This window comes from Kocuria sp. BT304 (assembly GCF_003290245.1).
Taxonomy (GTDB): Bacteria; Actinomycetota; Actinomycetes; order Actinomycetales; family Micrococcaceae; genus Kocuria; species Kocuria rhizophila_A.
The window spans coordinates 2,717,301-2,736,351 of sequence record NZ_CP030039.1; the positions used below are offsets into that span (position 1 = coordinate 2,717,301).

Sequence of the window (19,051 nt, forward strand, 5' to 3'; positions counted from 1 at the left end):
TGGGTTGTCTCACGTGGTGCGCCGCTGCGCCGCACCACGGTCCTCGCGGCTGCTGAGGTAGCTGGCGAGGGTCGCGGCGCGGTGCTGGCGGACGGCACGCTCCACGGCGTCCGCCGGGGCGTGGGTCTCGATGAGGTGGAGGATGTGGTGGTGCTCGTTCACCGAGGCGCGGGCGCGCTCCGGGACGAACGAGAACGTGGAGGTCCGCAGGTGGTTGAGGCGTTCCCACTCCACCGTGACCAGGTCGTTGAGGCGCTCGTTGGGGCACCGGCACGCGAGCACGCGGTGGAACTCGTGGTTGGTCTCCGTGAACGTCTGCGGGTCGAAGTTCTTCAGCGAGGCCTCCATGGAGGCGTTGAGCTCCCGCGCGTGGGCGAGGTCCTCGGCGGTGATGTGCGCCGCGGACAGTGCGGTGGCCGCGCCCTCCAGCACCGCGAGGGTCTCCATGCTGTAGGTGTACTGCTCGCCGTCGACCATGGAGACCCGTGCGCCCACGTTGCGCTCGAACGTCACCAGGCCCTCGGCCTCGAGCCGCCGGATGGCCTCGCGCACCGGCACCACGGACATGCTCAGCGTCTCGGCGATGCTCGCGAGCACCAGGCGGTAGCCCGGGGAGAACGCCTGGGACATGATCTGGGCCTTGATCCAGTCGTACGCGCGCTGCGCCTTGGAGGGTGCGGCATTCGCGGTCAGGGGCATGTGGTCCTCGGTTCGGTTCGGAGGGCTCGGGGGTCAGGCGCGGGTCACTCGGAGGGCAGCGGGTTCTCGGCGAGCCACTGCTGGAACTTCTGCTTCCACTCGCCGGTGGGCGGGAACAGCCCGTCCACCGGGTGCCCCTCGGCCACGCGCTCGGCCACCCAGGCGTCCTCGTGCTCCTTGGCCAGGGCGTCCTGGGCCACCTCCTCGGCGAGCTCGCGCGGGATCACGACGACGCCGTCGTCGTCCCCCACGACCACGTCACCCGGGAGCACCGTGACGTTGCCGCAGGCCACGGCCACGTCCGACTCCCACGGCACGTGCCGCCGGCCGAGCACGGCCGGGTTGGGGCCCTTGCAGAACACGGGCAGCCCGATCTCCTGCACCGCGGCGTAGTCCCGCACGCCGCCGTCCGTGACCACACCGGCCGCGCCGTTGTGGCGGGCGCGCAGCGCGAGGACGTCACCGAGGGTCGCGGACCCGGTCTCCCCGCGCGCCTCGATCACGATCACCTCGCCCTCGCCCACGGCGTCGAACGCGCGCTTCTGGGCGTTGTAGCCACCGCCGTGGGCCTTGAAGAGGTCCTCGCGGTTGGGCACGAAGCGCAGGGTCTTGGCGGTGCCCACCAGCTTGGTGCCGGGGGTCTGCGGGAAGACGTCCGCGACCACCACGTTGTTCAGCCCGCGCTTGCGCAGCTGGGCGGAGAGCCCCGCAGTGGGGGCCTTGTCGAGCTTCGCGCGCAGGGCGGGGCTCAGCGCGTGCTCCGCCCCCTGTTCGGGCAGGCCCGCGGACTCGCGCGAGCCCCACGCCTCCTCGCGCTGGGTGTCGTTCACGGCGGGCATCGCGCCCAGGCCCTCGTCGAAGCGCTCGTTGCCCTCGGTCACGCGGCTGAGCAGGCGGCCGGACGACGGCGCGCCGGCCGCGGTCGGCGCGTCCACCTCCACCTCCACGACGTCCCCGGGCTGCGCGACGGAGGAACCGGCGGGGGTGCCCGTGAGGATCACGTCCCCCTCCTCCAGGGTCACGTGCTGGGAAAGGTCCGCCACGAACTGGGCGAGCGGGAAGATCATGTTCTCGGGGGCCGTGGTGTCCTCCTGGACCACCTGGCCGTTGAGCCACGTGCGCACGCGCAGCTGCTCCGGCGAGACCTCGCGGGCGTCGATGAGGGAGGGGCCCAGGGAGGTGTAGCCGTCCCGGCCCTTGTTGCGCAGGTTGGAGCCCTTGTCCGCGGCGCGCAGGTCGTAGAGGCCCCAGTCGTTCGAGGCTGTGACTGCCGCCACATGGTTCCAGGCGTCCTCGAGGGACACGTTGCGGGCGGGCGAGCCGATCACCAGGGCGATCTCCCCCTCGAAGGCCAGCAGCTCGGTCCCGGCGGGGCGCTCCACGGCGGCACCGGACCCGGCCAGGGAGCTCGTGGGCTTGAGGAAGTAGGAAGGCACCGCGGGCTTGCGGCCGCGCTGGGCGGCGCGGGACTCGTAGGCCACGTGCACGGCGATGATCTTGCCGGGCCGCACCGGGACGGGCTGCACCTCACCGGCCCCGACGGACGGGTTCTGAGCGTTCTGCGGGTTCTCGGTCACGGCGAGGGCCTCCTCGGATCATCAGAATGTTATTCGAAATCGTATATTATCCTGAGGGGGTGGGCAAGTGGTCCCGCTCACACCATTGTGCGCGGGGAAGCCAGGAAAGTCCCGCAGGCAAACCCTCGTGGGCCCCGAGCGCTGCGACATGCATCCACCGTCCTCCCCGGTGGGGCCCGCGAGACCAGGGTCGACGCGCCGCGGAACCCGGCCGAGAGCGGAGCCTCCGAGAGCGACGGCCGGAGCGGCGTCGTGCCGGGCACCGTGACCCCTGTTACCCCGGCCACACATCGTATATGATCTGGATTACACCCTGAACTCCACCGACTCCCCGCGGAGCGAGCAACGTGGCTCCTCCCGGACAGGGCCTGCCGGCCCACCCCATCGCAGAACGCAGGAGAAGGCATGCTCTTTCACCAGAACGGATACGTCTCCGAGGATCCCCGGATCGAGGAGGCGCGCGGTCACGGGATCGACCGCCCGGAGGACCTCCCGGACACCATGGACGTGCTCATCGTGGGCTCCGGCCCGGCCGGTGTGATCGCCGCGGCCCAGCTGTCCCAGTACCCGGAGGTGAGCACCCGGCTGATCGAGCGCCGCCCGGGCCGCCTGGAGATCGGCCAGGCGGACGGCATCCAGGCCCGCAGCGTGGAGACCTTCCAGTCTTTCGGCTTCGCCCAGGAGATCATCCAGGAGGCGTTCATGCTCCGCGAGATGTGCTTCTGGAACCCGGACCCCACCAACCCGCAGAACATCGTGCGCACGGGCCGCCCCGCGGACGACCCCCACGGCGTCTCCGAGTTCCCGCACATGATCGTGAACCAGGCGCGCGTGATGGACTACTTCCTGCGCTCAGCCAAGCGCGGCCCCGGAAGGATCGAGCCGGACTACGGCATCGAGTTCGTGGGCCTGGAGATCAACCAGGACCACGAGCATCCCGTAGCCGTGACCGTGCGCTACGCCGCCGGACCCCGCGAGGGCGAAGAGCGCACCGTGCGCGCCAAGTACGTGTTCGGCTGCGACGGCGCGGCCTCCCGGGTGCGCAAGTCCATCGGCCGCAAGCTCGAGGGCCAGGGCGCCAACCACGCGTGGGGCGTGATGGACGTGCTGGCCAACACCGACTTCCCGGACATCCGCACCAAGTGCGCGATCAACTCCGTGAACGGCTCCATCCTGCTGATCCCCCGCGAGGGCGGCCTGCTGTTCCGCATGTACGTGGACCTGGGCGAGGTGCCCGAGGACGACAACCACGAGATCCGCAAGACCCCCGTGGAGGAGGTCATCCGCCGGGCCAACCAGATCATCCACCCCTACAGCGTGGACGTGAAGTCCGTGGCGTGGTCCTCCGTGTACGAGGTGGGTCACCGCCTCACGGACCACTTCGACGACGTCGACACCGAGGACCGCGGCACCCGCTGCCCCCGCGTGTTCATTGCCGGGGACGCCTGCCACACCCACTCCGCGAAGGCCGGCCAGGGCATGAACGTGTCCATGCAGGACGGCTGGAACCTGGGCTGGAAGCTCGGCGCGGTGCTCTCGGGCCGCGCGGACGCCTCCCTCCTGGACACCTACTCCGAGGAGCGGCAGGTGATCGCCAAGAACCTCATCGACTTCGACCGCGAGTGGTCCATGCTCATGGCCACCCCGCAGGACAAGCTCCCGGACCCCAAGTACCTGGAGGAGTTCTACGTGAAGACGGCCGAGTTCCCGGCCGGTTTCATGACCGAGTACCAGCCCTCGCTGATCGTGGCGGGCACCGAGCACCAGGACCTCGCCAAGGGCTTCCCGGTGGGCAAGCGCTTCAAGTCCGCCGAGGTCCAGCGCGTGTGCGATGCCATGGTGGTGCACCAGGGCCACGAGGCCACGGCGGACGGGCGCTGGCGCATCCACGTGTACGCCGACGCCGCCGTGGCCGGGGCGGACTCCCCCACCACCGCGTTCGCGCAGTGGCTGCACAACGACCCCACCTCCCCGCTCGTGGCGTTCCGCCGCGAGGGCGACGGCGAGGCCACCCTGTTCGACGTGGACGTCACCTACCAGCAGCCCTACGACCAGGTGGACATCAACGCCGTCCCGCGCGCCTTCAAGCCGCAGGTGGGCCGGTTCGAGCTGAACTACTGGGAGCGCGTGTACGCCGCGATCCCCGGCAACGACATCTTCGAGCAGCGCACCATCAGCCGTGACGGCGCCGTGGTGGTGGTCCGCCCGGACCACTACGTGGCCGCAGTCCTGCCGCTGGACGCCACCGCCGAGCTCGCGGAGTTCTTCAGCGGGTTCCTCCGCAGGGACTGAGACCCGGACACGACGCCGCCGCGCCCTCCCCGGGGAGGGCGCGGCGGCGTCGTTCGTGGCGGGTGGCCCGTCAGCGGGAGATGACCACGCTGGCCTCCGAGGTGTTGACCCGGAAGGTCAGGGTCTCGCGCAGGTAGAGCTCCACGGTCTCCGCGGTGTGGGACGTGTACCCGATCGCGGCGTCCTGGCCCAGGTGCAGCTCGTAGTCGCCACCGCGCGCGGAGACCAGCAGTGCGTCGTCGAGCGCGGGGGCCCAGATGATCGAGCCCTCCCCCAGGATGCGGGAGACGTGCTCGTGCACGGGGTAGCCGTGGTCGGTGGTCTCCGTGACCTCGGTGTAGAGCTCCGCGGGCAGCAGCAGGTTGTAGGGGCCCGCCACCCCCGCGAGGCGCAGCTCGGTCTTGGCCTTGGCCACGGCGTTGGGGAACTCGCGCACGTCCTGGGGCAGGCTCAGCCGCTCGTTGTCGCTGGCCGGGGCGATGCCCTGGATCCCGGCGGAGTCCGAGCCGTAGAACACCGTGCGGTCTTCGGCGGACGCGAGCGCCACGGCGGCGTCCTTGACGGGCTGCCAGTCCGGGTCCGCCGCGCCGCGCTCCACGTCGTCGATGTCAGAGCGCTTGAGCGTGAACGGCGCGCGCAGCTCCACCACGCGCACCACGTGGCGCTGCAGGGCCTCCACGCCAGGGGTGTCTGCGGCCACGCGGCTCACGTGTCCCGTGCCCAGGGCGGAGAACTCGGCGCCGGCCGGTTCCGGCATGTCCACCGTGCGGCGGGCCGCGGCACGGGCCGCGAAGGTTCGGCGGGCCTCGTCCCCCATGTCCGCCCACGCGGCGGAGGAGATCGGTGCGAGGTCCCGGTGCAGGTTGTTCATGCTCAACTCCTTGACTCGGTGTTCTTGAGGCTGCCGATACCCAGCGAGCCGTCGGCGGGGGCGGCAACCGGGGCGGTGCCGTCGTCCGGGGTGGTCTCCGCGGTGGCCGAGGGGCGGGCCGCGACGGTGGAGGGGTCGTCCAGGAAGGAGCGCGGCGGCGCGAAGAACAGCCCGCCCGTCATGGCCGTGGAGAAGTCCAGGATGCGGTCGTAGGTGCCCGGCGGGTCCCCCACCACCATGTTCTCCAGCATGGTCTCGGTGACCGCGGGGTCCGCGGCGTAGCCGATGAAGTACGTGCCGAACTCGGCGGAACCCACCCGACCGAAGGGCATGTTGTCGCGCACGATCTCGCGCTTGCGGCCGTCCACGGGGTCGAGGTCGTTGAGGGCCACGTGCGAGTTGGCGGGCTTCTGCGCGTCGGACATCTCGATGTCCTCGAGCTTGGAGCGCCCGATCACCCGCTCCTGCTCACCCACGGACAGCGCCTCCCACGCGGTCATGTCGTGCAGGTACTTCTGCACCAGCACGTAGCTGCCGCCGCGGTAGTCGGGGTCCTCGTCCCCCACCAGGGCGGCGGTGCAGGCGTCCTCGCCCTCCGGGTTGGCGGTGCCGTCCACGAAGCCCAGCAGGTCCCGCTCCTCGAAGAACTTGAAGCCGTGCACCTCGTCCTCCACGTGCACGTGCGGGCCCAGGCGCGTCATGAGGTGCTTGGCCAGCTCGAAGCACACGTCCTGCGTGCCCGCCCGCAGGTGGATGAGCAGGTCGCCGGGGGTCGCCGGTGCGGAGTGCACGTCCCCGTGGAACTCGCGGAACGGGTGGAGGTCCCTGGGAAGGGGCGCATCGAAGAGCCGCCCCCAGGCGTCGTGGCCCACGCCCACCACGCACAGCAGGTTGCTGGTGGGCACGCGGAAAGAGACGGCCTTGGTGAGGTCCGAGACCTCCGTGAGCACGTCCGCCACCTCGGCCTCGGCGCCCTCGTTGACGGTGAGGACCAGGAACAGGGCCGCTTTGGCCGGTGAGGCCACGATCTTCTGGGTGGGCATGGTGTCTCCGTGGGTGGGGGCTGCCGTCTCAGGCCTGTGCGTCCACACTATCCCCCGGGGTTGCTCAGTGCATGGCCCCGAAGTCGATGCACAGCACGCCCCCCACGATCAGCGCGAGCCCCAGGCACATGAGCCAGGTGAGCGGTTCCTTGAAGAACACGCGGCTGATGACGGCGGTGATCGCCACTCCCGTGGCGGACCAGATCCCGTACGCCACACCCAGCGGGACACCGTGGCTCAGCACCACGGCCAGAAGCCAGAACGCCAGGACGTAGCCCACGGTGGCACCCACCCACCAGACCTTCCGGCCCGCACTGGCCAGGCGGAGGGACACGGTGCCGACGACCTCGCACAGGATGGCCGAGGCCAGGGACAGAGCGGCGAAGGCGGTCATCGGATCTCCTCCGTGGTGAGGGTGTTGTGCTTCTTGAGGGCCAGCTGGGAGCCGAGCTCCACCGTGAGGACACCGGCGATCACCAGCACGATGCCCAGACCCATGACCGGGGTGATGGGCTCGTTGAAGATCACCAGGGACAGCACGGCCGTGGCGGCCACCCCGGTGGCACCCCAGATCCCGTACCCCACGCCCAGACTCATGCCGTTGCGCAGGGCCGCGAACAGCCCCACGAACGCCCCGAGGTATCCCAGCACCACGATCACGTAGAACTGTGGTGCGTCCATGGCGACCTTGAGCGAGAGCGAGCCGGAGACCTCCAGCACAATCGCGGCCACCAGGTACAGCCACTTCTTCATCGGCCCACTTCCTTCTCGATCAGCTCCAGCGCGACGCCTGCCACCGCCGAGCGGCAGGAGGCGTCCAGGTCCAGCAGCCCCAGTGAGCGGTCGATCCACGCCCCGTCCGCCATCAGCCGGGCGGCCACGAGGGCCGGTGCGTCCAGCTCCCCGAACCACGAGGACATGCGCGCGGACCACAGTGCCGCGAGCTTCTCGCGCAGGCGCAAGTCCGCCACGAGGGCCACGTCCGCGACGTCCATCTCCCCCAGCAGGGTGAGCTCCACGTAGGCGCGCAGCCGGTCCACGGGTTCGGCCCCGTCCCCGGTGCGGGCCGCGAGCTCCTCCTCCCAGCCGCCCAGGAGGTGCTCCGTGACGGCCACGGTGAGGGTCTCCTTGGTGGGGAAGTGGTGCACTACCCCGGGTTTGGTGATGCCGACGGCACGGGCCACGGCATCGATGGTGAGGGCGCCCCCGGAGCGCAGCACCTCCAGCGCGCTGTCCAGGATCTCGGTCTTGGTTGTCACAGCGGTGAGCCCACCATACGTATGGTAGGTAAAAGTTCACGCGGCGTTCAGTCAGGTCAGGTGGCGCAGACGGTCGATCGGCGTGTGCTGAGACCCGTTCACAGCCCCCGGAACAGCTCCACGACCTCCGCCGCCCTGGTCTCCCGGCAGGCCGCCGCGCCCGTGCCCGCCCACAGGTTCAGCCCCTCGGGGTCCGCGGACGACGCCGCCCGCAGCGGTGCGGTCATGTAGTGCACCTGGGGGTAGCCGGTCACCTCGTGCGCCGCCATCCGGTCCGTGAAGCCGTTGCGCAGCGCTCGGGCCGCCCGCCCGGAGAACGCGCGGGTCACCACGGTCTCCGTGTGGGTGCCGTCCAGCAGGGCCTCCCGGTGAGCGGGCTTGGTGCCGGCCTCCACCGCGGTGAGGAACAGCGTGCCCACCTGCACGGCCGCCGCACCCCGCGCGAGGAGGGCGGCGGCGTCGTCCCGGCCCGCGATCCCGCCCGCGGCGACGAGGGGAAGGTCGGTCAGCTCCCGTGCGGCGCCGAGGAGAGCGGCCGTGGCGATCTCCTCCGGCTGCCCTGCCTGCCCGTGGGTTGCGCGGTGCCCTCCCGCCTCGACGCCCTGCACCACGATTGCGTCCGGGCGCAGCCGGGCCGCGGCCGTCACCTCGTCCGGGGAGGTCGCGTTGAGCACGACGGCGCTGCCCGCGTTCCGCAACCGGGCGACGTCGTCCGCGGTGGGCAGGCCGAACGTGAACGAGACGAGCGGGACGGGGTGGACCGTGAGGTGGTCGAGTTTTGCGGGGTACTCGTCGTCCACGTACTCGCCCGGCTCCGGGGCGGGCACGCCCAGCTCGGCGGCCACCGGCGCCAGGGCGCGGGCGTAGGCGGCGAGCGCCGCGGGGTCCGACGGGTCCCGCTCGGGGACGAACAGGTTCACGCCGAAGCGGCCCGTGTGCGCCGCGACGTCGCGGACCTCCTCCGCCATCGCCTCGGTGCTCTTGTACCCGGCGGCAAGCATGCCCAGCCCACCGGCGCGCGCGACGGCCACGGCGAGCGCGGGCGTGGACGGCCCGCCCGCCATGGGTGCCTGCACCACGGGCACGGGCAGGGTGGTCAGGGGGTTGGTCATGGTGTCTCCTTACACTGGCAGGCGTGTCCGCATCCCATGATCCCCGCCAGGCCCCCGTTCCGTCCTCCTCCCCCTCCGGGAACGACGACGCCGCCCGCCCCGTCATCAAGGTCACCGGCGTGGTCCTGCGCCGCGCCTCGGACGGCTGCGTGCTGACCGTGCGCAAGCGCGGAACCAGCATGTTCATGTTCCCCGGCGGGAAACCGGAGGCGGGCGAGACCCCCGAGGAGACCGGGATCCGCGAGGTGCGCGAGGAACTGGGGATCGAGCTGTCCGCCGCGGAGCTGGAACCGGTGGGCGAGTGGCACAGCGACGCCGCCAACGAACCCGGTCACGGGCTGCACAGCCACGTGTTCATGGGCACCGTGGCGCTGACGCAGACCCCGGTGCCGGCCGCGGAGATCGAGGAGCTGCGGTGGCAGCCCTTGGATGACGTGGAGGACGTCGAGGACCTCGCCCCGCTGGCGCGCTGGTACGCGCTGCCGGCGGTGCGGGGGACGCAGAGCTAGCTGATCCCCGGGGTGGCCCGGGTCTCGTGCCCACGCGAGATCTGGTCCGAGTTCTCCAGCATCCGCACGCGAGCCTTGCGGTTCACGATCTGAATGGCCGTGCCGACCGTGGCAAACACGGCGGTGTATGTCACGTAATACCACCCGAACTGGCGGTCCGGAACGATCAGGGTGAGAAGTGCCGCGAACCCCAGGAAGACGAAGAAGTAGAGCAGCCACGTCATAACCGTCCGCCACGCTGTGTGGGGATAGTACGGATCCGCCCTCAGGATCTCCTGCCGCCGGGGCTGGGACTCGCCCGAGTCGCCCACTGGTGCGCCTTTCGCAGACCTCCGTCCGCCATGGCGTGCCTCGAAGGCGGTTGAATCAGTCGTGGGCATTGCCGTCTCACCTGCTTCGGTTGCTGCACCGGGAATCTCCCGGTCTCCCACCGTTTCCGACCGGGCGGGCCCGGGCAATGACCGTTCGGCCACTTTCCCCCGCCGTGCGACCGGGGTGAGACGACGCATGGGGCCGGCCGTGCGGCGTCGTCGGCTGGACGGCGCCAGCGGCTTCGGAAGCGGCGCGCGAGAGTCGATCAGGCCGCGGGCGTATCGTCCCGCCGCGCCGCCCGGCGCACCTGCAGCGCGCCCAGGAAGCCGAGCAGGATGAACCCGGTGGCGATCACGAGAGCCCACTGGGTGGCGTGCGTGAAGCCGGTGGAGAGGGCGTCGATCACGTGCTGCGTCTCCGGCCCGAGGGGGTGCTGCTCCGCCTGGGCCTGCAGCTGCGGGATCATGCCGCCCGCGGACTGGCGGGTGGCCTCCGCGAGCTGGTCCGCCTGGGCGGCGTCGAGCCCGGTGGCGTCCAGTGCTGCGGGCAGGGTGAGGCTCATGGACACGGACAGCGCGGCGCCCGCGAACGCCGTGCCCAGCGCCGAGCCGATCTGGCGGACGGTGCTCTGCGTCGCGGAGGCCTGCCCCGACGACGCCACGGGCACGTCCCGCAGCACGGTGCCGGTCAGCTGCGCGGACGCGAGCCCCAGGCCCACGCCGTAGACCACGAGCGGCAGCGCCACGAGCCACGCGGCGGTGCCCGGGCCCATGACCAGGGCGAGCACCACCACGCCCACCACCTCGAGCCCCAGGCCGATCAGCACGGTCCCGGGCGCCCCGAACTTCGCGGCGAGGTGCCGGGCGGACGCGCCCGAGATGAACGCGCCGATGGCCATGGCCGCGAGCACCAGCCCGGACTGCATGATGTTCAGGCCCAGCACGTTGGTGAGGTACAGGGGCAGCACGAAGATGATCGCGAACTCGCCCACGGCCACCATGGCGGCGGCCAGGTTGCCCCACGAGAACGTGCGCACCTGGAAGAGACCGAGGTCCAGCAGTGCCGAGCGGCGCACCTTCGCGCGGTGGCGCTCCCACACCACGAACAGGGCGAGCGCCACGAACCCCACCACGAGCGCGATCGCCACGATGGACACCGGCGCCGTGGCGGGCCACACCCACCCGAAGATCGAGAAGTCGGCCGTGGGGGTGAGCCAGCCGATGGCCGGGCCCTCGATGATCGCGAACACCAGCGCGCCGAACGCAATGGCGCTGAGCATGGCACCGTCCACGTCCGCACCGCGTTCGCGCACGTCGCTGCGGGTGTTGGTGATGCTGCTCCACCCCACCACCGCGATGATCGCCGCGAGCGGCAGGTTCACCAGGAAGATCCAGTGCCACGACGCCCAGTGGGTCAGCGCGCCGCCCACCAGCGGGCCGATCGCCGCCGCGCCGGACATCACCGCGCCCCACACGCCGAACGCCGGGCCGCGGTACTTCCCGCGGAACAGCGCGTTCACCGTGGACAGCGTGGACGGCATGATGAACGCCGCACCGAGCGCCTGCACCGCGCGGGACGCGATGAGCGCCCCCGCCGTGCCGGATAGGGCCGCCAGCAGACTGCCCCCGGCGAAGACCACGAGCCCCACCATGAACATGGTCTTGCGTCCCCAGCGGTCCGCGAGCTTGCCCGTGGACAGCAGCAGCGCCGCGAGCAGCACCGCGTAGAGGCTGTTGACCCACTGCGCGTCCGTGAGGTTCAGCCCCAGGTCCTGGATGATCGCGGGCAGGGCGACCCCCACGATCGTGCCGTCCAGCACGATCATTCCGAGCCCCGCAGCGAGCGCTCCGAGGGCCACCCAGTCCCTGCGGCTCGGGGCGTCCACGGTGGCGACGCCGCCGGGTTGGGCTTCCGCCGCTGGTGTCGACGCCATGGGGGGCCTCCGCTTCGTGCTGGTTCTCGGTCCGCGACCGCCCGTGCTCCACCGGGGCAGAGGGTCCGTTCCCACCCTGGCCCCGGCCGGTGGCCGGCTGGGACGGGCGAGTGTTCTCGCGGGAAGACTATCCGCTCACCGTGTGAACGTGCAGGGACCGGTGGCGGACGTCGTGATCGTCGTGTGCCTACCGCTCACGGGAGGCGGGACGTCAGGTCCGGCGCATGACCGTGGCGGAGTCCACGGTGACGTCGCCGCACCCGGTCCCGGCGGCGTCGTCGTCCGTGAGGCCCGGGAGGGTGACGTCCCAGAACGGCGTGGGCCCCGCGATCCCCAGCTCCTGGCGCGGCACGGCGTGGGTGTCCTGGGTGGGATCGTCCACGGGGGCGCGCAGCAGGGTGGCGGTGGCCCAGCCGTGGGTGAGGAGGTAGTGGTCGCTCTCGGGTTCCTCCGGACCGGTCTCCGCGCTGTAGGTCACCGCGATGTGCTTCTCGTCCCCGCGCCCGATCTGCGCCTGGACCGCGCCGAAGCTCGCGAGCCGGGCGGGCTTGAGCCCGCGCAGCCGATCCGGGGACACGTCCGGGACGTTGACGTTGAGAATCCACTCGTCGAACGGGCGCTGCTCCCAGCGCTCCAGGGCGTAGCGGGTGACCAGCAGGGCCGTGTCCCAGTGCTGGGGGGCACCGGAGGTGATGGACACCGCGATCCCCGGAATCCCGTGGGACGCGCCCGTGAGCACCGCACCCACGGTGCCCGAGTGCAGGGTGGCCTTGCCCGTGTTCGCCCCCAGGTTCACGCCGGAGAGGATCATGTCCGGGCGCTGCCCGAAGGCGCCGTAGGAGGCCAGGAACGCGATCAGCGCGGGGGCGGCCTTCACCCCCACGCATTCCACGTCCTCGGGCATCTCCGGCGGGCTGGCGGGGACCAGGGCGATCTTCCCGTCGACCTCCTCGCCGGACAGGGACGCGCTGGCACCCGAGTACTCCTCCGCCGGCGCCGCCACCTTCACGGTGTGCCCCCGCTCCAGCGCCGCCCTCGCCAGGACCGCCAGCCCCGGGGACGAGATGCCGTCGTCGTTGGTCACCAGGATGTGCATGTGCACCATCGTGGCACGCGTCACGCACCCGGGCCAGGGCTCAGGAGATCCGGCGCACCGTGATCTGACGGGCGAACTTCTCGACGGTGGTGCGGTTGCCCGTGCCCAGTCCGCGCCGGGCCACGTTGAGCGCCCCGGCAGAGGCACCGAGCGCCACGGCGTCCACCAGGTCCAGCCCGCGCGCCAGCCCCACGGAGATCCCGGCGGTCATCGAGTCCCCGGCCCCGCGGTGGTCCAGCGGCGTGATGGACGGCGCGCAGACCTCCCGCACGGAGTCCTGCTCCACGAGCAGCGCCGGGTCCTTGGCGCGCGAGACGACGACGGCGCCCGCGCCCCGCTCCACGAGCGCCCGCCCGGCATCCACGAGGGACTCGGGGGTGTCGTCCGAGCCGAGGTCCAGGTCCCGGACCTCCTCGTGGCTGATCTTGAGCACGTCCACGTGCGCGGCCACCGCGGCCAGGGCCGGGGCGCCGCTGAGGTCCGCGACCACGGTGGTCCCGGCGTCCCGGGTGTCCCGGATGAGACGTCCGAAGAAGGAGGCCGGCACCACGTCCCCGGGCTCCGCGCCCGTGACCGTGAGGACGTCCGAGGCCAGGGCGTCCACGAACGCCGTGCCGTAGAGATCGTCCAGCTCGTGGCGGGAGAGCTCCGGCGGCGGCATGTGGGCCACGGTCTCCCGGTCCTCCCCGCGCAGGTCGTACACGTAGCCGCCGTTGCCGTACCCGTAGCGCACGGCGTTGACCTGCATGCCGAGCCCGTCCAGCATGGAACGGATCAGGGTGCCCAGCTCACCGCCGAACGGCCCGTTCACCGAGACGTCCGCGCCCAGGGAACCGGCCATGCGGGCCACCCACAGCCCCTGCCCGCCCGGGTGCATGTGCACGTCCGACTCGTGGGCGCTGCGGTTGCGGTACGCGGCGGGCTCCGTGATCTCCGTGATCAGCAGCGGGGTGGGCACCAGGACGGAGAGGCGCGGTGCGGCGCCGGAACGGGTATCGGTCACGCACGAAAGCTACCGCACGCGGTCCCTGGTGAACAGCACACCGAGGTGCCACCATGGTGGGATGAATTCCACCGCACCGGTCCGCATCGTGGAGGGCCAGGCCGCCAGCGAGCACACCCTGGCGGCCCTGGGCGCGTACTTCAGCGAGCTCGACCACCGCATCGACGGCGGGTTCGACCCCGAGCTCACCGAGGTGACCGGCCCCGAGGACGTCACCCCGCCCCACGGGGACTTCTTCCTGATGACCGACCTGGTCACGGGCGAGGTGATCGCGTGCGGCGCGGTCCGCAGGATCGACGACGACCGCGTAGAGCTGCGCCGGATCTGGGTGGCGCCGGAGCACCGCGGCCGGGGCCACGCCCGCACCCTGGTCCGGGCGCTCGAGAACAAGGTGCGCTCCTTCGGCGCCAGCACCGCGGTGGTCTCCCTGAACCCCGAGATGACCGAGGGCATCGCGATGTTCCGCAACCGCGGCTACGAACCGGTGGAGTCCTTCCACCGGGACACCACCGCTTCGGTGTTCCTGGGGCGGGTGCTCTAGGGCGGAGGTGGCCCGTGTGGCCGCTCAAGGGCGTGACGTCCGACCCGGGGGTGGCCATAGTGGGACTCGCGAGGAGCACCAGCGCCGAGAAGTAGGCCAGGCAGTCATCCGCACGGTCCGACGAGCCTGGCTCGCGCTTTTAACAGGCGCTTATAACAGGTCAGGTCAGCTCCACCACGTCAGCCACCAGCGGAGCGGCCAATCCCGTCCAGCGGCCACGCTTCTGGTAGCACCACGCCACGGCATCGGACACCCAGAGCAGTGTCTCTTCGTGCGCCCTGGGAAAGTCGTAGCGCGGTCGGTTCTCGGAGGACTGGAGCGCCTGCCCGATGATCTTCTTGTCGTGGGCATACGAAGACTCGTCCTTTTCCACCCACAAGTGGTCCGCGCCGCTGGCCGCAGCATCTCGCGCGAGGGCCCCAGACACAGCGGCCTGGCTTCCTTGTCTCTGAGCCCTCGCGCCACGTACACGTTCACCACGGTGTCGAGGGCGGAGAACTCCTTCAGCAGCTTCTTGCGGCGGTCATCGCGTTCATCGGTAAAATGGATCCTCTTCTGACCAGACAGCGCCAAGGACCGAACAGCCTTTCGGGCGCGGTTCACGTCTCCGGCGGCAACCGTGCTTGCCACCACGTAGTAGCCGCCCACTTTGGACTCATCAACAAAGACGTGGGAGTAGAGCTCGTACCGGGCCCTTCGTGAAGCGTAGTGCGGGGCGCGACACCGATGACTGCCGAGAAAACCCCTGGTTCGAGCTGAGGGGAGGCGGTCCCGATGCACAGGAACCGGAGTTCACGCTTCGCGTCACCTCAGTCCCGCGCCTCCCGCGTCCTCTTGTCGTTCGCCTTCCCGATGGCCTCCACCAGCTCGTCCTTGGTCATGCCCGAACGGCCCTGGACGTCCAGCTCCTGGGCGATCTCGTAGAGGTGCTCCTTGGAGGCGTTCGCGTCCACGCCGCCGGCGGTGTCCTCCTTGTTGAGCCCACCCTTTTCCGCGCTGGCGTCCGACGGGCCGTTCTCCTCCTTGGGCTCCCAGTGGCCCCCCACCTTCTCGTGGGTGTGCTTCACCGCGGCCCACGCCGTGCGGGCCGCGCGGGACTCCTCCTGGTACTTCTCCTGTGCGGAGTCGTACGCCTGCGCGAACGTGTCCTGCGCCTTCTCGTCGGAGCGGCGCAGCGTGGACGGAATCTCGTCCTGCCGCGCGCGGCCGTTCTTCTTCGCCTTCGGCACGGTGTCCTCCTTCTTGTCGGGGATGTCTCCGGTGCTTCGATTCTAGGAACGACGACGCCGCCCGCCCCACCCTTTCGGGCCCGTCACCTCCCGTGACGGCCGGGCGAGGGTCCGTGGAAGCACCGCCGCTCGCCTTGAGCATAGTCCGCTCAAGATAGGTGCCCGAACCCTTGGCACTCTGCTGGACCGAGTGCTATATTTTTCGTAGTTGAGTCAGTGGGACTCAAGAAACGTGACAGCGCCGGATCCGGACACCAGCGGCCGAGCGCTCCACGGAGGTCACGCACATGGAAGGAATGACTGTCATGGCTACTTTCGATCCGTTCACCGAGGTCCAGAACTTCGCCAACCAGGTCCTCTCCACCCGCAACGGCCTGGAGCAGATGCCCATGGACCTGTTCCGCCGGGGCTCCAACTACTACCTCGCCGCGGACCTCCCGGGCATCGACCCCACCAGCGTGGACGTGGACGTGGACGGCCAGCTGCTGACCATTCGCGCGCAGCGCCGCCTGCCCTCCGCGGAGAAGGACACTAAGTGGATCGTGCGCGAGCGCCGCAACCACTCCTTCGTCCGCCAGCTGAACCTGGGCCAGGGCATCGACACGGAGAACATCACCGCCGCGTACGACAACGGCGTGCTCACCGTGACCATCCCTGTGTCCCCCAAGTCCCAGCCGCGCAAGATCCAGGTGGCCACGGGCCAGAACCAGGACAGCGTGGTGCTGGAGAACGGTCAGCAGGAGCAGAAGACCGAGTCCTCCGAGGACTCAGAGAGCTGAGCGCCCCGGCATCACCCGGGATGCACTGAGTGAGCCACGAGGGCCCGCGGGATCTCCCGCGGGCCCTCGGGCATGCCCGACGGGGATTCCACGCACGGGGCCCCGTAGCGTCCGTCCCACCGCGTGAGGAGCCGCCGACGCGGCGTCGCGATGTCCGGTCCTCCTCCGGGACCGCCCGCGACGGCGTGCGCGGCGTCGCCCGTGGAGTGCGGCGGTGCGCGCGGCGTCGCCCATGCTGTGCGGCGGTGCGCGGTGGTGCGCGGCTCAGCCCGCGAAGAAGAACCGGGTGAGGTGGAAGAACACCGGTGCCGCGAAGATCAGGGAGTCCATCCGGTCCAGGATCCCGCCGTGACCCGGGATGAGGGCGCCGAAGTCCTTGATGCCGCGGTCCCGTTTGAGGCTGCTCATCACGAGCCCGCCCAGGAAGCCCAGCAGGCAGGAGACCAGGGCCAGCACCCCGGCCTGCCACGGGGTGAACGGGGTCAGCCACCACAGCGCGGCGCCCAGGGCCGTGGCGGAGAGGACCCCGCCCACGAAGCCCTCCCACGTCTTGTTGGGACTCACGGTGGGCGCGATCCGGTGCCGGCCCATGGTCTTGCCCCAGAGGTACTGCAGGACGTCCGAGCCCTGCACCACCACCGCGAGGAACAGCAGCAGTGCCCCCGCCTCCACGCCACCAGACCCCACGGCGGAACCGTCCGCCGCGGCCTTGCCGTGATGGATGGCCACGGGCAGCTGCAGCACGGCCGGGAGGTAGCTCAGGGCGTAGACGCACACCATGAGACCCCACTGGCTCAGGGCGGCCCGGTGCAGGAAGGACTCCGTGCGCCCGGACAGCGCGAGCAGCACGGGTAGGAACAGGAACGCGTACACCGGGATGAAGATGGCGAACATCCCGTACCAGTGCTCCCACACGAACCAGAAGTGCAGCGGGGCCAGGACCACCAGGATCCACGTCAGCACCCGGCGGTCCCGCTCCCCGGGCGGCAGCAGGTTGGCGAACTCCCGCAGGGCCAGCAGGGACAGGGCGAGGAACAGCAGCACCACGGCGGTCTCCCCCAGCGCCAGGCTGCCCACGAGCACCGCCACCATGATCCACCACGCGAAGATCCGCTGCCGCACGTTCAGCAGCGTGGCTCGCAGCCCCTCCGACGCCGTGCGCCGGTACATCAGCTCCGCCACCACGGTGGCCAGCACCAGGAACCCCAGCAGTCCGGCGAGGAACCACCACGTGGGCCCGCCCAGCAGTCCGATCATCATGACGGCCTACCCCTTCTCCCGCAGTTCGCGCGCCACGGCCCGCAGCCGGGTGGCCACGGTCAGCGCGCACCCCAGCACCACGAGCACGAGCGTGACCCACAGAACGGTCCCGCGCGGCCACCCCCACCACGGGTCGGTGACGCTCAGCAGGATCCCTGCCATGAGCAGCCACATGCGCCGCTGCTTGGGCAGCACCCCGCCGAACTGCTGCGCGCACCCCGCGCTCACGCCCAGGGTGCGCACGTAAGCGGTGAGCACCGCGAGGCTCCCGGCCAGCCACCCCAGGGCTGCACCGCCCGCCACGGACGACGCCGCCCAGCCGGCCCCCGCGAGCAGCGCCAGGTCCGAGATCCGGTCCGGCACCTCGTTGTAGAGCTCCCCCGTGGGGGTGCGCAGCCCGCCCTCCACGGCGAGCATCCCGTCGAACATGTTGCACAGCAGACGCAGGGGGATGCAGAGCGCGGCGAGGACGAGAGAGAGGGCGCGGGCGGCGTCGTCCGCGTGGACCGAGACCACCAGGCACCCGCAGCCCACCAGGGAGACGAGCACCGAGGCCACCGAGATGTGGTTGGGGCGCAGGCCCGCGCGCTGCAGGGCACCCGCGATGGCGGTGGCCCACCCGGCGGAACGCTGCGGGATGGGCCTGCGCAGGGGATCGGTGGTGGCCATGCGGCGTCTCCTCGGGCCGTGGGGACTGTGGATCTGCGCCAACAGTGGCATACCCGCTGGCCCGTGGTGGTTGGATGTCCACAACCGCGCCACCTCGATCCCACCGGGAGACCACCGTGCACAGCAGCACCTTTGAAGAGCCCGCACCACCTTGGCCCTCGCGCCAGGCACGGCTGACCTGCGGAGACGGGCCGCGCGCCGTCCCGGGAGCCGCCGTGACGCACCGTGCGCGCCCCGGAGCGGAGGAGCACGGTGAGCGCGCTGCGTGACCACGCCGTGGCCGGGCTGTGGGGGTTCGCCGAGGCCACTGCGTTCTTCGTGGTCCCGGACGTGTGGCTCTCCGCGGTCGCCCTCCGGAACCTGCCCCGCGGGCTCACGGGCGCGGCGTCGGCCACGGCGGGCGCGCTGGTGGGCGGCGCCGTGGTGCACCGCTGGGGCGCGCGTGCCACCGGGGACGACTCGGCCAGGATGCTCGCCCGGATCCCCGCGGTCTCCCCCGCCATGGTCGAGCGCGTGGAGCGGGAGATGGCCGCGCGGGGGTTCACGGCCGTGCTCCTGGGCCCGCTGCGGGGCACCCCCTACAAGCTCTACGCCCGCACCGCCGGACTGCGCGGAGACCCGCTGCCCCGGTTCCTCGCGTGGTCCGTGCCCGCGCGGACCCCGCGCTTCGTGGTGGTCACCGCTGCGGTCGGCGGGATCTCCGCCCTGCACGGCCGGCTCTGGCCGCACGCCCCCGAGCGGGTGCGGTGGGCGATCTTCGGCACCGGGTGGACCGCGTTCTACGCGTGGTACTTCCGCACGGTGGGCAGGGACTGAGAACGGGCCCCGGACACCGACCGCAACGGTCGGCACCCGGGGCCCGTCGAG

21 protein-coding genes are annotated in these 19,051 nt (G+C 71.2%); 5 read left to right on the forward strand and 16 right to left on the reverse strand.

The window, feature by feature from the left end:
- Positions 1–9: 9 nt before the first annotated feature.
- Both DNL27_RS11890 and DNL27_RS11895 read right to left on the reverse strand, forming a co-directional pair.
- Positions 10–699, reverse strand: coding sequence for a GntR family transcriptional regulator (locus DNL27_RS11890; protein ID WP_012399272.1), 690 nt, complete (start codon positions 697–699; stop codon positions 10–12).
- A gap of 44 nt (positions 700–743) precedes the next feature.
- Positions 744–2,276: a fumarylacetoacetate hydrolase family protein gene (locus tag DNL27_RS11895; protein WP_112235674.1), complete on the reverse strand. Its 1,533-nt coding sequence runs from the start codon at positions 2,274–2,276 to the stop codon at positions 744–746.
- Between the two features lie 405 nt (positions 2,277–2,681).
- On the opposite strand from DNL27_RS11895, the gene DNL27_RS11900 reads away from it, so the two are divergent.
- Positions 2,682–4,568, forward strand: a complete 1,887-nt coding sequence (locus tag DNL27_RS11900) for an FAD-binding monooxygenase (RefSeq protein ID WP_058954939.1) — start codon at positions 2,682–2,684, stop codon at positions 4,566–4,568.
- A 70-nt stretch (positions 4,569–4,638) separates the two neighbouring features.
- On the opposite strand, the gene DNL27_RS11905 is transcribed toward DNL27_RS11900, so the two are convergent.
- From DNL27_RS11905 to DNL27_RS11930, 6 genes are all read right to left on the reverse strand, one after another.
- Positions 4,639–5,439 carry a family 1 encapsulin nanocompartment shell protein gene (locus tag DNL27_RS11905; protein ID WP_012399275.1) on the reverse strand — a complete coding sequence of 267 codons (801 nt, stop codon included), beginning with the start codon at positions 5,437–5,439 and terminating at the stop codon, positions 4,639–4,641.
- A 2-nt stretch (positions 5,440–5,441) separates the two neighbouring features.
- Complete coding sequence (locus DNL27_RS11910) at positions 5,442–6,482, reverse strand: Dyp-type peroxidase (protein ID WP_112235675.1); 1,041 nt, start codon at positions 6,480–6,482, stop codon at positions 5,442–5,444.
- 64 nt (positions 6,483–6,546) lie between these two features.
- Positions 6,547–6,876, reverse strand: a complete 330-nt coding sequence (locus DNL27_RS11915; protein ID WP_059281492.1) for a multidrug efflux SMR transporter — start codon at positions 6,874–6,876, stop codon at positions 6,547–6,549.
- Positions 6,873–7,235, reverse strand: a complete 363-nt coding sequence (locus DNL27_RS11920; protein WP_112235676.1) for a multidrug efflux SMR transporter — start codon at positions 7,233–7,235, stop codon at positions 6,873–6,875. The genes DNL27_RS11915 and DNL27_RS11920 overlap by 4 nt, the downstream gene beginning before the upstream one ends.
- On the reverse strand, positions 7,232–7,741 hold the full coding sequence (locus tag DNL27_RS11925; protein ID WP_112235677.1) for a TetR/AcrR family transcriptional regulator: 510 nt from the start codon (positions 7,739–7,741) through the stop codon (positions 7,232–7,234). Before DNL27_RS11925 ends, DNL27_RS11920 begins: the two co-directional genes overlap by 4 nt.
- A 98-nt stretch (positions 7,742–7,839) precedes the next feature.
- The gene (locus DNL27_RS11930; protein WP_112235678.1) at positions 7,840–8,853 is read right to left on the reverse strand and encodes a nitronate monooxygenase family protein; all 1,014 of its coding nucleotides are present in this window, start codon (positions 8,851–8,853) and stop codon (positions 7,840–7,842) included.
- A gap of 23 nt (positions 8,854–8,876) precedes the next feature.
- On the opposite strand from DNL27_RS11930, the gene DNL27_RS11935 reads away from it, so the two are divergent.
- Positions 8,877–9,362 (forward strand): NUDIX domain-containing protein, encoded by a 486-nt coding sequence (locus DNL27_RS11935; protein WP_112235679.1) that lies wholly within the window; start codon positions 8,877–8,879, stop codon positions 9,360–9,362.
- Here the strand turns inward: DNL27_RS11935 and DNL27_RS11940 are convergent.
- The 4 genes from DNL27_RS11940 to DNL27_RS11955 all read right to left on the reverse strand — a co-directional run bounded on the left by DNL27_RS11940 (position 9,359) and on the right by DNL27_RS11955 (position 13,706).
- Positions 9,359–9,586: a hypothetical protein gene (locus DNL27_RS11940; protein ID WP_229577834.1), complete on the reverse strand. Its 228-nt coding sequence runs from the start codon at positions 9,584–9,586 to the stop codon at positions 9,359–9,361. The genes DNL27_RS11935 and DNL27_RS11940 overlap by 4 nt on opposite strands.
- Before the next feature lie 353 nt (positions 9,587–9,939).
- Complete coding sequence (locus DNL27_RS11945) at positions 9,940–11,607, reverse strand: MFS transporter (protein WP_112235681.1); 1,668 nt, start codon at positions 11,605–11,607, stop codon at positions 9,940–9,942.
- A 211-nt stretch (positions 11,608–11,818) separates the two neighbouring features.
- The gene (gene surE, locus DNL27_RS11950) at positions 11,819–12,703 is read right to left on the reverse strand and encodes a 5'/3'-nucleotidase SurE (protein WP_041297762.1); all 885 of its coding nucleotides are present in this window, start codon (positions 12,701–12,703) and stop codon (positions 11,819–11,821) included.
- A gap of 40 nt (positions 12,704–12,743) precedes the next feature.
- On the reverse strand, positions 12,744–13,706 hold the full coding sequence (locus DNL27_RS11955) for a 1-phosphofructokinase family hexose kinase (protein ID WP_012399287.1): 963 nt from the start codon (positions 13,704–13,706) through the stop codon (positions 12,744–12,746).
- A 61-nt stretch (positions 13,707–13,767) separates the two neighbouring features.
- On the opposite strand from DNL27_RS11955, the gene DNL27_RS11960 reads away from it, so the two are divergent.
- A complete protein-coding gene (locus tag DNL27_RS11960; protein WP_055082963.1) occupies positions 13,768–14,247 on the forward strand; it encodes a GNAT family N-acetyltransferase in 480 nt (159 codons plus the stop codon).
- 160 nt (positions 14,248–14,407) lie between these two features.
- Here DNL27_RS11960 and DNL27_RS11965 read toward each other — a convergent pair whose 3' ends face one another.
- Both DNL27_RS11965 and DNL27_RS11970 read right to left on the reverse strand, forming a co-directional pair.
- Positions 14,408–14,620 (reverse strand): hypothetical protein, encoded by a 213-nt coding sequence (locus tag DNL27_RS11965; RefSeq protein ID WP_162627137.1) that lies wholly within the window; start codon positions 14,618–14,620, stop codon positions 14,408–14,410.
- A gap of 436 nt (positions 14,621–15,056) precedes the next feature.
- The gene (locus DNL27_RS11970) at positions 15,057–15,476 is read right to left on the reverse strand and encodes a ChaB family protein (RefSeq protein WP_012399290.1); all 420 of its coding nucleotides are present in this window, start codon (positions 15,474–15,476) and stop codon (positions 15,057–15,059) included.
- A gap of 305 nt (positions 15,477–15,781) precedes the next feature.
- On the opposite strand from DNL27_RS11970, the gene DNL27_RS11975 reads away from it, so the two are divergent.
- On the forward strand, positions 15,782–16,255 hold the full coding sequence (locus tag DNL27_RS11975) for an Hsp20/alpha crystallin family protein (RefSeq protein ID WP_041297440.1): 474 nt from the start codon (positions 15,782–15,784) through the stop codon (positions 16,253–16,255).
- 264 nt (positions 16,256–16,519) lie between these two features.
- Here DNL27_RS11975 and DNL27_RS11980 read toward each other — a convergent pair whose 3' ends face one another.
- On the reverse strand, positions 16,520–17,515 hold the full coding sequence (locus DNL27_RS11980) for a phosphatidate cytidylyltransferase (protein ID WP_112235683.1): 996 nt from the start codon (positions 17,513–17,515) through the stop codon (positions 16,520–16,522).
- A gap of 6 nt (positions 17,516–17,521) precedes the next feature.
- Positions 17,522–18,184, reverse strand: coding sequence for a CDP-alcohol phosphatidyltransferase family protein (locus DNL27_RS11985; RefSeq protein ID WP_112235684.1), 663 nt, complete (start codon positions 18,182–18,184; stop codon positions 17,522–17,524).
- Positions 18,185–18,436: 252 nt separating this feature from the next.
- Between DNL27_RS11985 and DNL27_RS11990 the strand changes: the two genes are divergently transcribed.
- On the forward strand, positions 18,437–19,000 hold the full coding sequence (locus DNL27_RS11990; protein WP_012399294.1) for a hypothetical protein: 564 nt from the start codon (positions 18,437–18,439) through the stop codon (positions 18,998–19,000).
- Positions 19,001–19,051: the final 51 nt, after the last annotated feature.

What these genes read in the sequence shown, in the direction of transcription:
- DNL27_RS11890 (WP_012399272.1), bottom strand. Translation starts at nt 699, where the DNA reads ATGCCCCTGACCGCGAATGCCGCACCCTCCAAGGCGCAGCGCGCGTAC.
- DNL27_RS11900 (WP_058954939.1), top strand. Translation starts at nt 2,682, where the DNA reads ATGCTCTTTCACCAGAACGGATACGTCTCCGAGGATCCCCGGATCGAG.
- DNL27_RS11905 (WP_012399275.1), bottom strand. Translation starts at nt 5,439, where the DNA reads ATGAACAACCTGCACCGGGACCTCGCACCGATCTCCTCCGCCGCGTGG.
- DNL27_RS11910 (WP_112235675.1), bottom strand. Translation starts at nt 6,482, where the DNA reads ATGCCCACCCAGAAGATCGTGGCCTCACCGGCCAAAGCGGCCCTGTTC.
- DNL27_RS11915 (WP_059281492.1), bottom strand. Translation starts at nt 6,876, where the DNA reads ATGACCGCCTTCGCCGCTCTGTCCCTGGCCTCGGCCATCCTGTGCGAG.
- DNL27_RS11920 (WP_112235676.1), bottom strand. Translation starts at nt 7,235, where the DNA reads ATGAAGAAGTGGCTGTACCTGGTGGCCGCGATTGTGCTGGAGGTCTCC.
- DNL27_RS11930 (WP_112235678.1), bottom strand. Translation starts at nt 8,853, where the DNA reads ATGACCAACCCCCTGACCACCCTGCCCGTGCCCGTGGTGCAGGCACCC.
- DNL27_RS11940 (WP_229577834.1), bottom strand. Translation starts at nt 9,586, where the DNA reads ATGACGTGGCTGCTCTACTTCTTCGTCTTCCTGGGGTTCGCGGCACTT.
- DNL27_RS11945 (WP_112235681.1), bottom strand. Translation starts at nt 11,607, where the DNA reads ATGGCGTCGACACCAGCGGCGGAAGCCCAACCCGGCGGCGTCGCCACC.
- surE (WP_041297762.1), bottom strand. Translation starts at nt 12,703, where the DNA reads ATGCACATCCTGGTGACCAACGACGACGGCATCTCGTCCCCGGGGCTG.
- DNL27_RS11960 (WP_055082963.1), top strand. Translation starts at nt 13,768, where the DNA reads ATGAATTCCACCGCACCGGTCCGCATCGTGGAGGGCCAGGCCGCCAGC.
- DNL27_RS11975 (WP_041297440.1), top strand. Translation starts at nt 15,782, where the DNA reads ATGGCTACTTTCGATCCGTTCACCGAGGTCCAGAACTTCGCCAACCAG.
- DNL27_RS11980 (WP_112235683.1), bottom strand. Translation starts at nt 17,515, where the DNA reads ATGATGATCGGACTGCTGGGCGGGCCCACGTGGTGGTTCCTCGCCGGA.
- DNL27_RS11985 (WP_112235684.1), bottom strand. Translation starts at nt 18,184, where the DNA reads ATGGCCACCACCGATCCCCTGCGCAGGCCCATCCCGCAGCGTTCCGCC.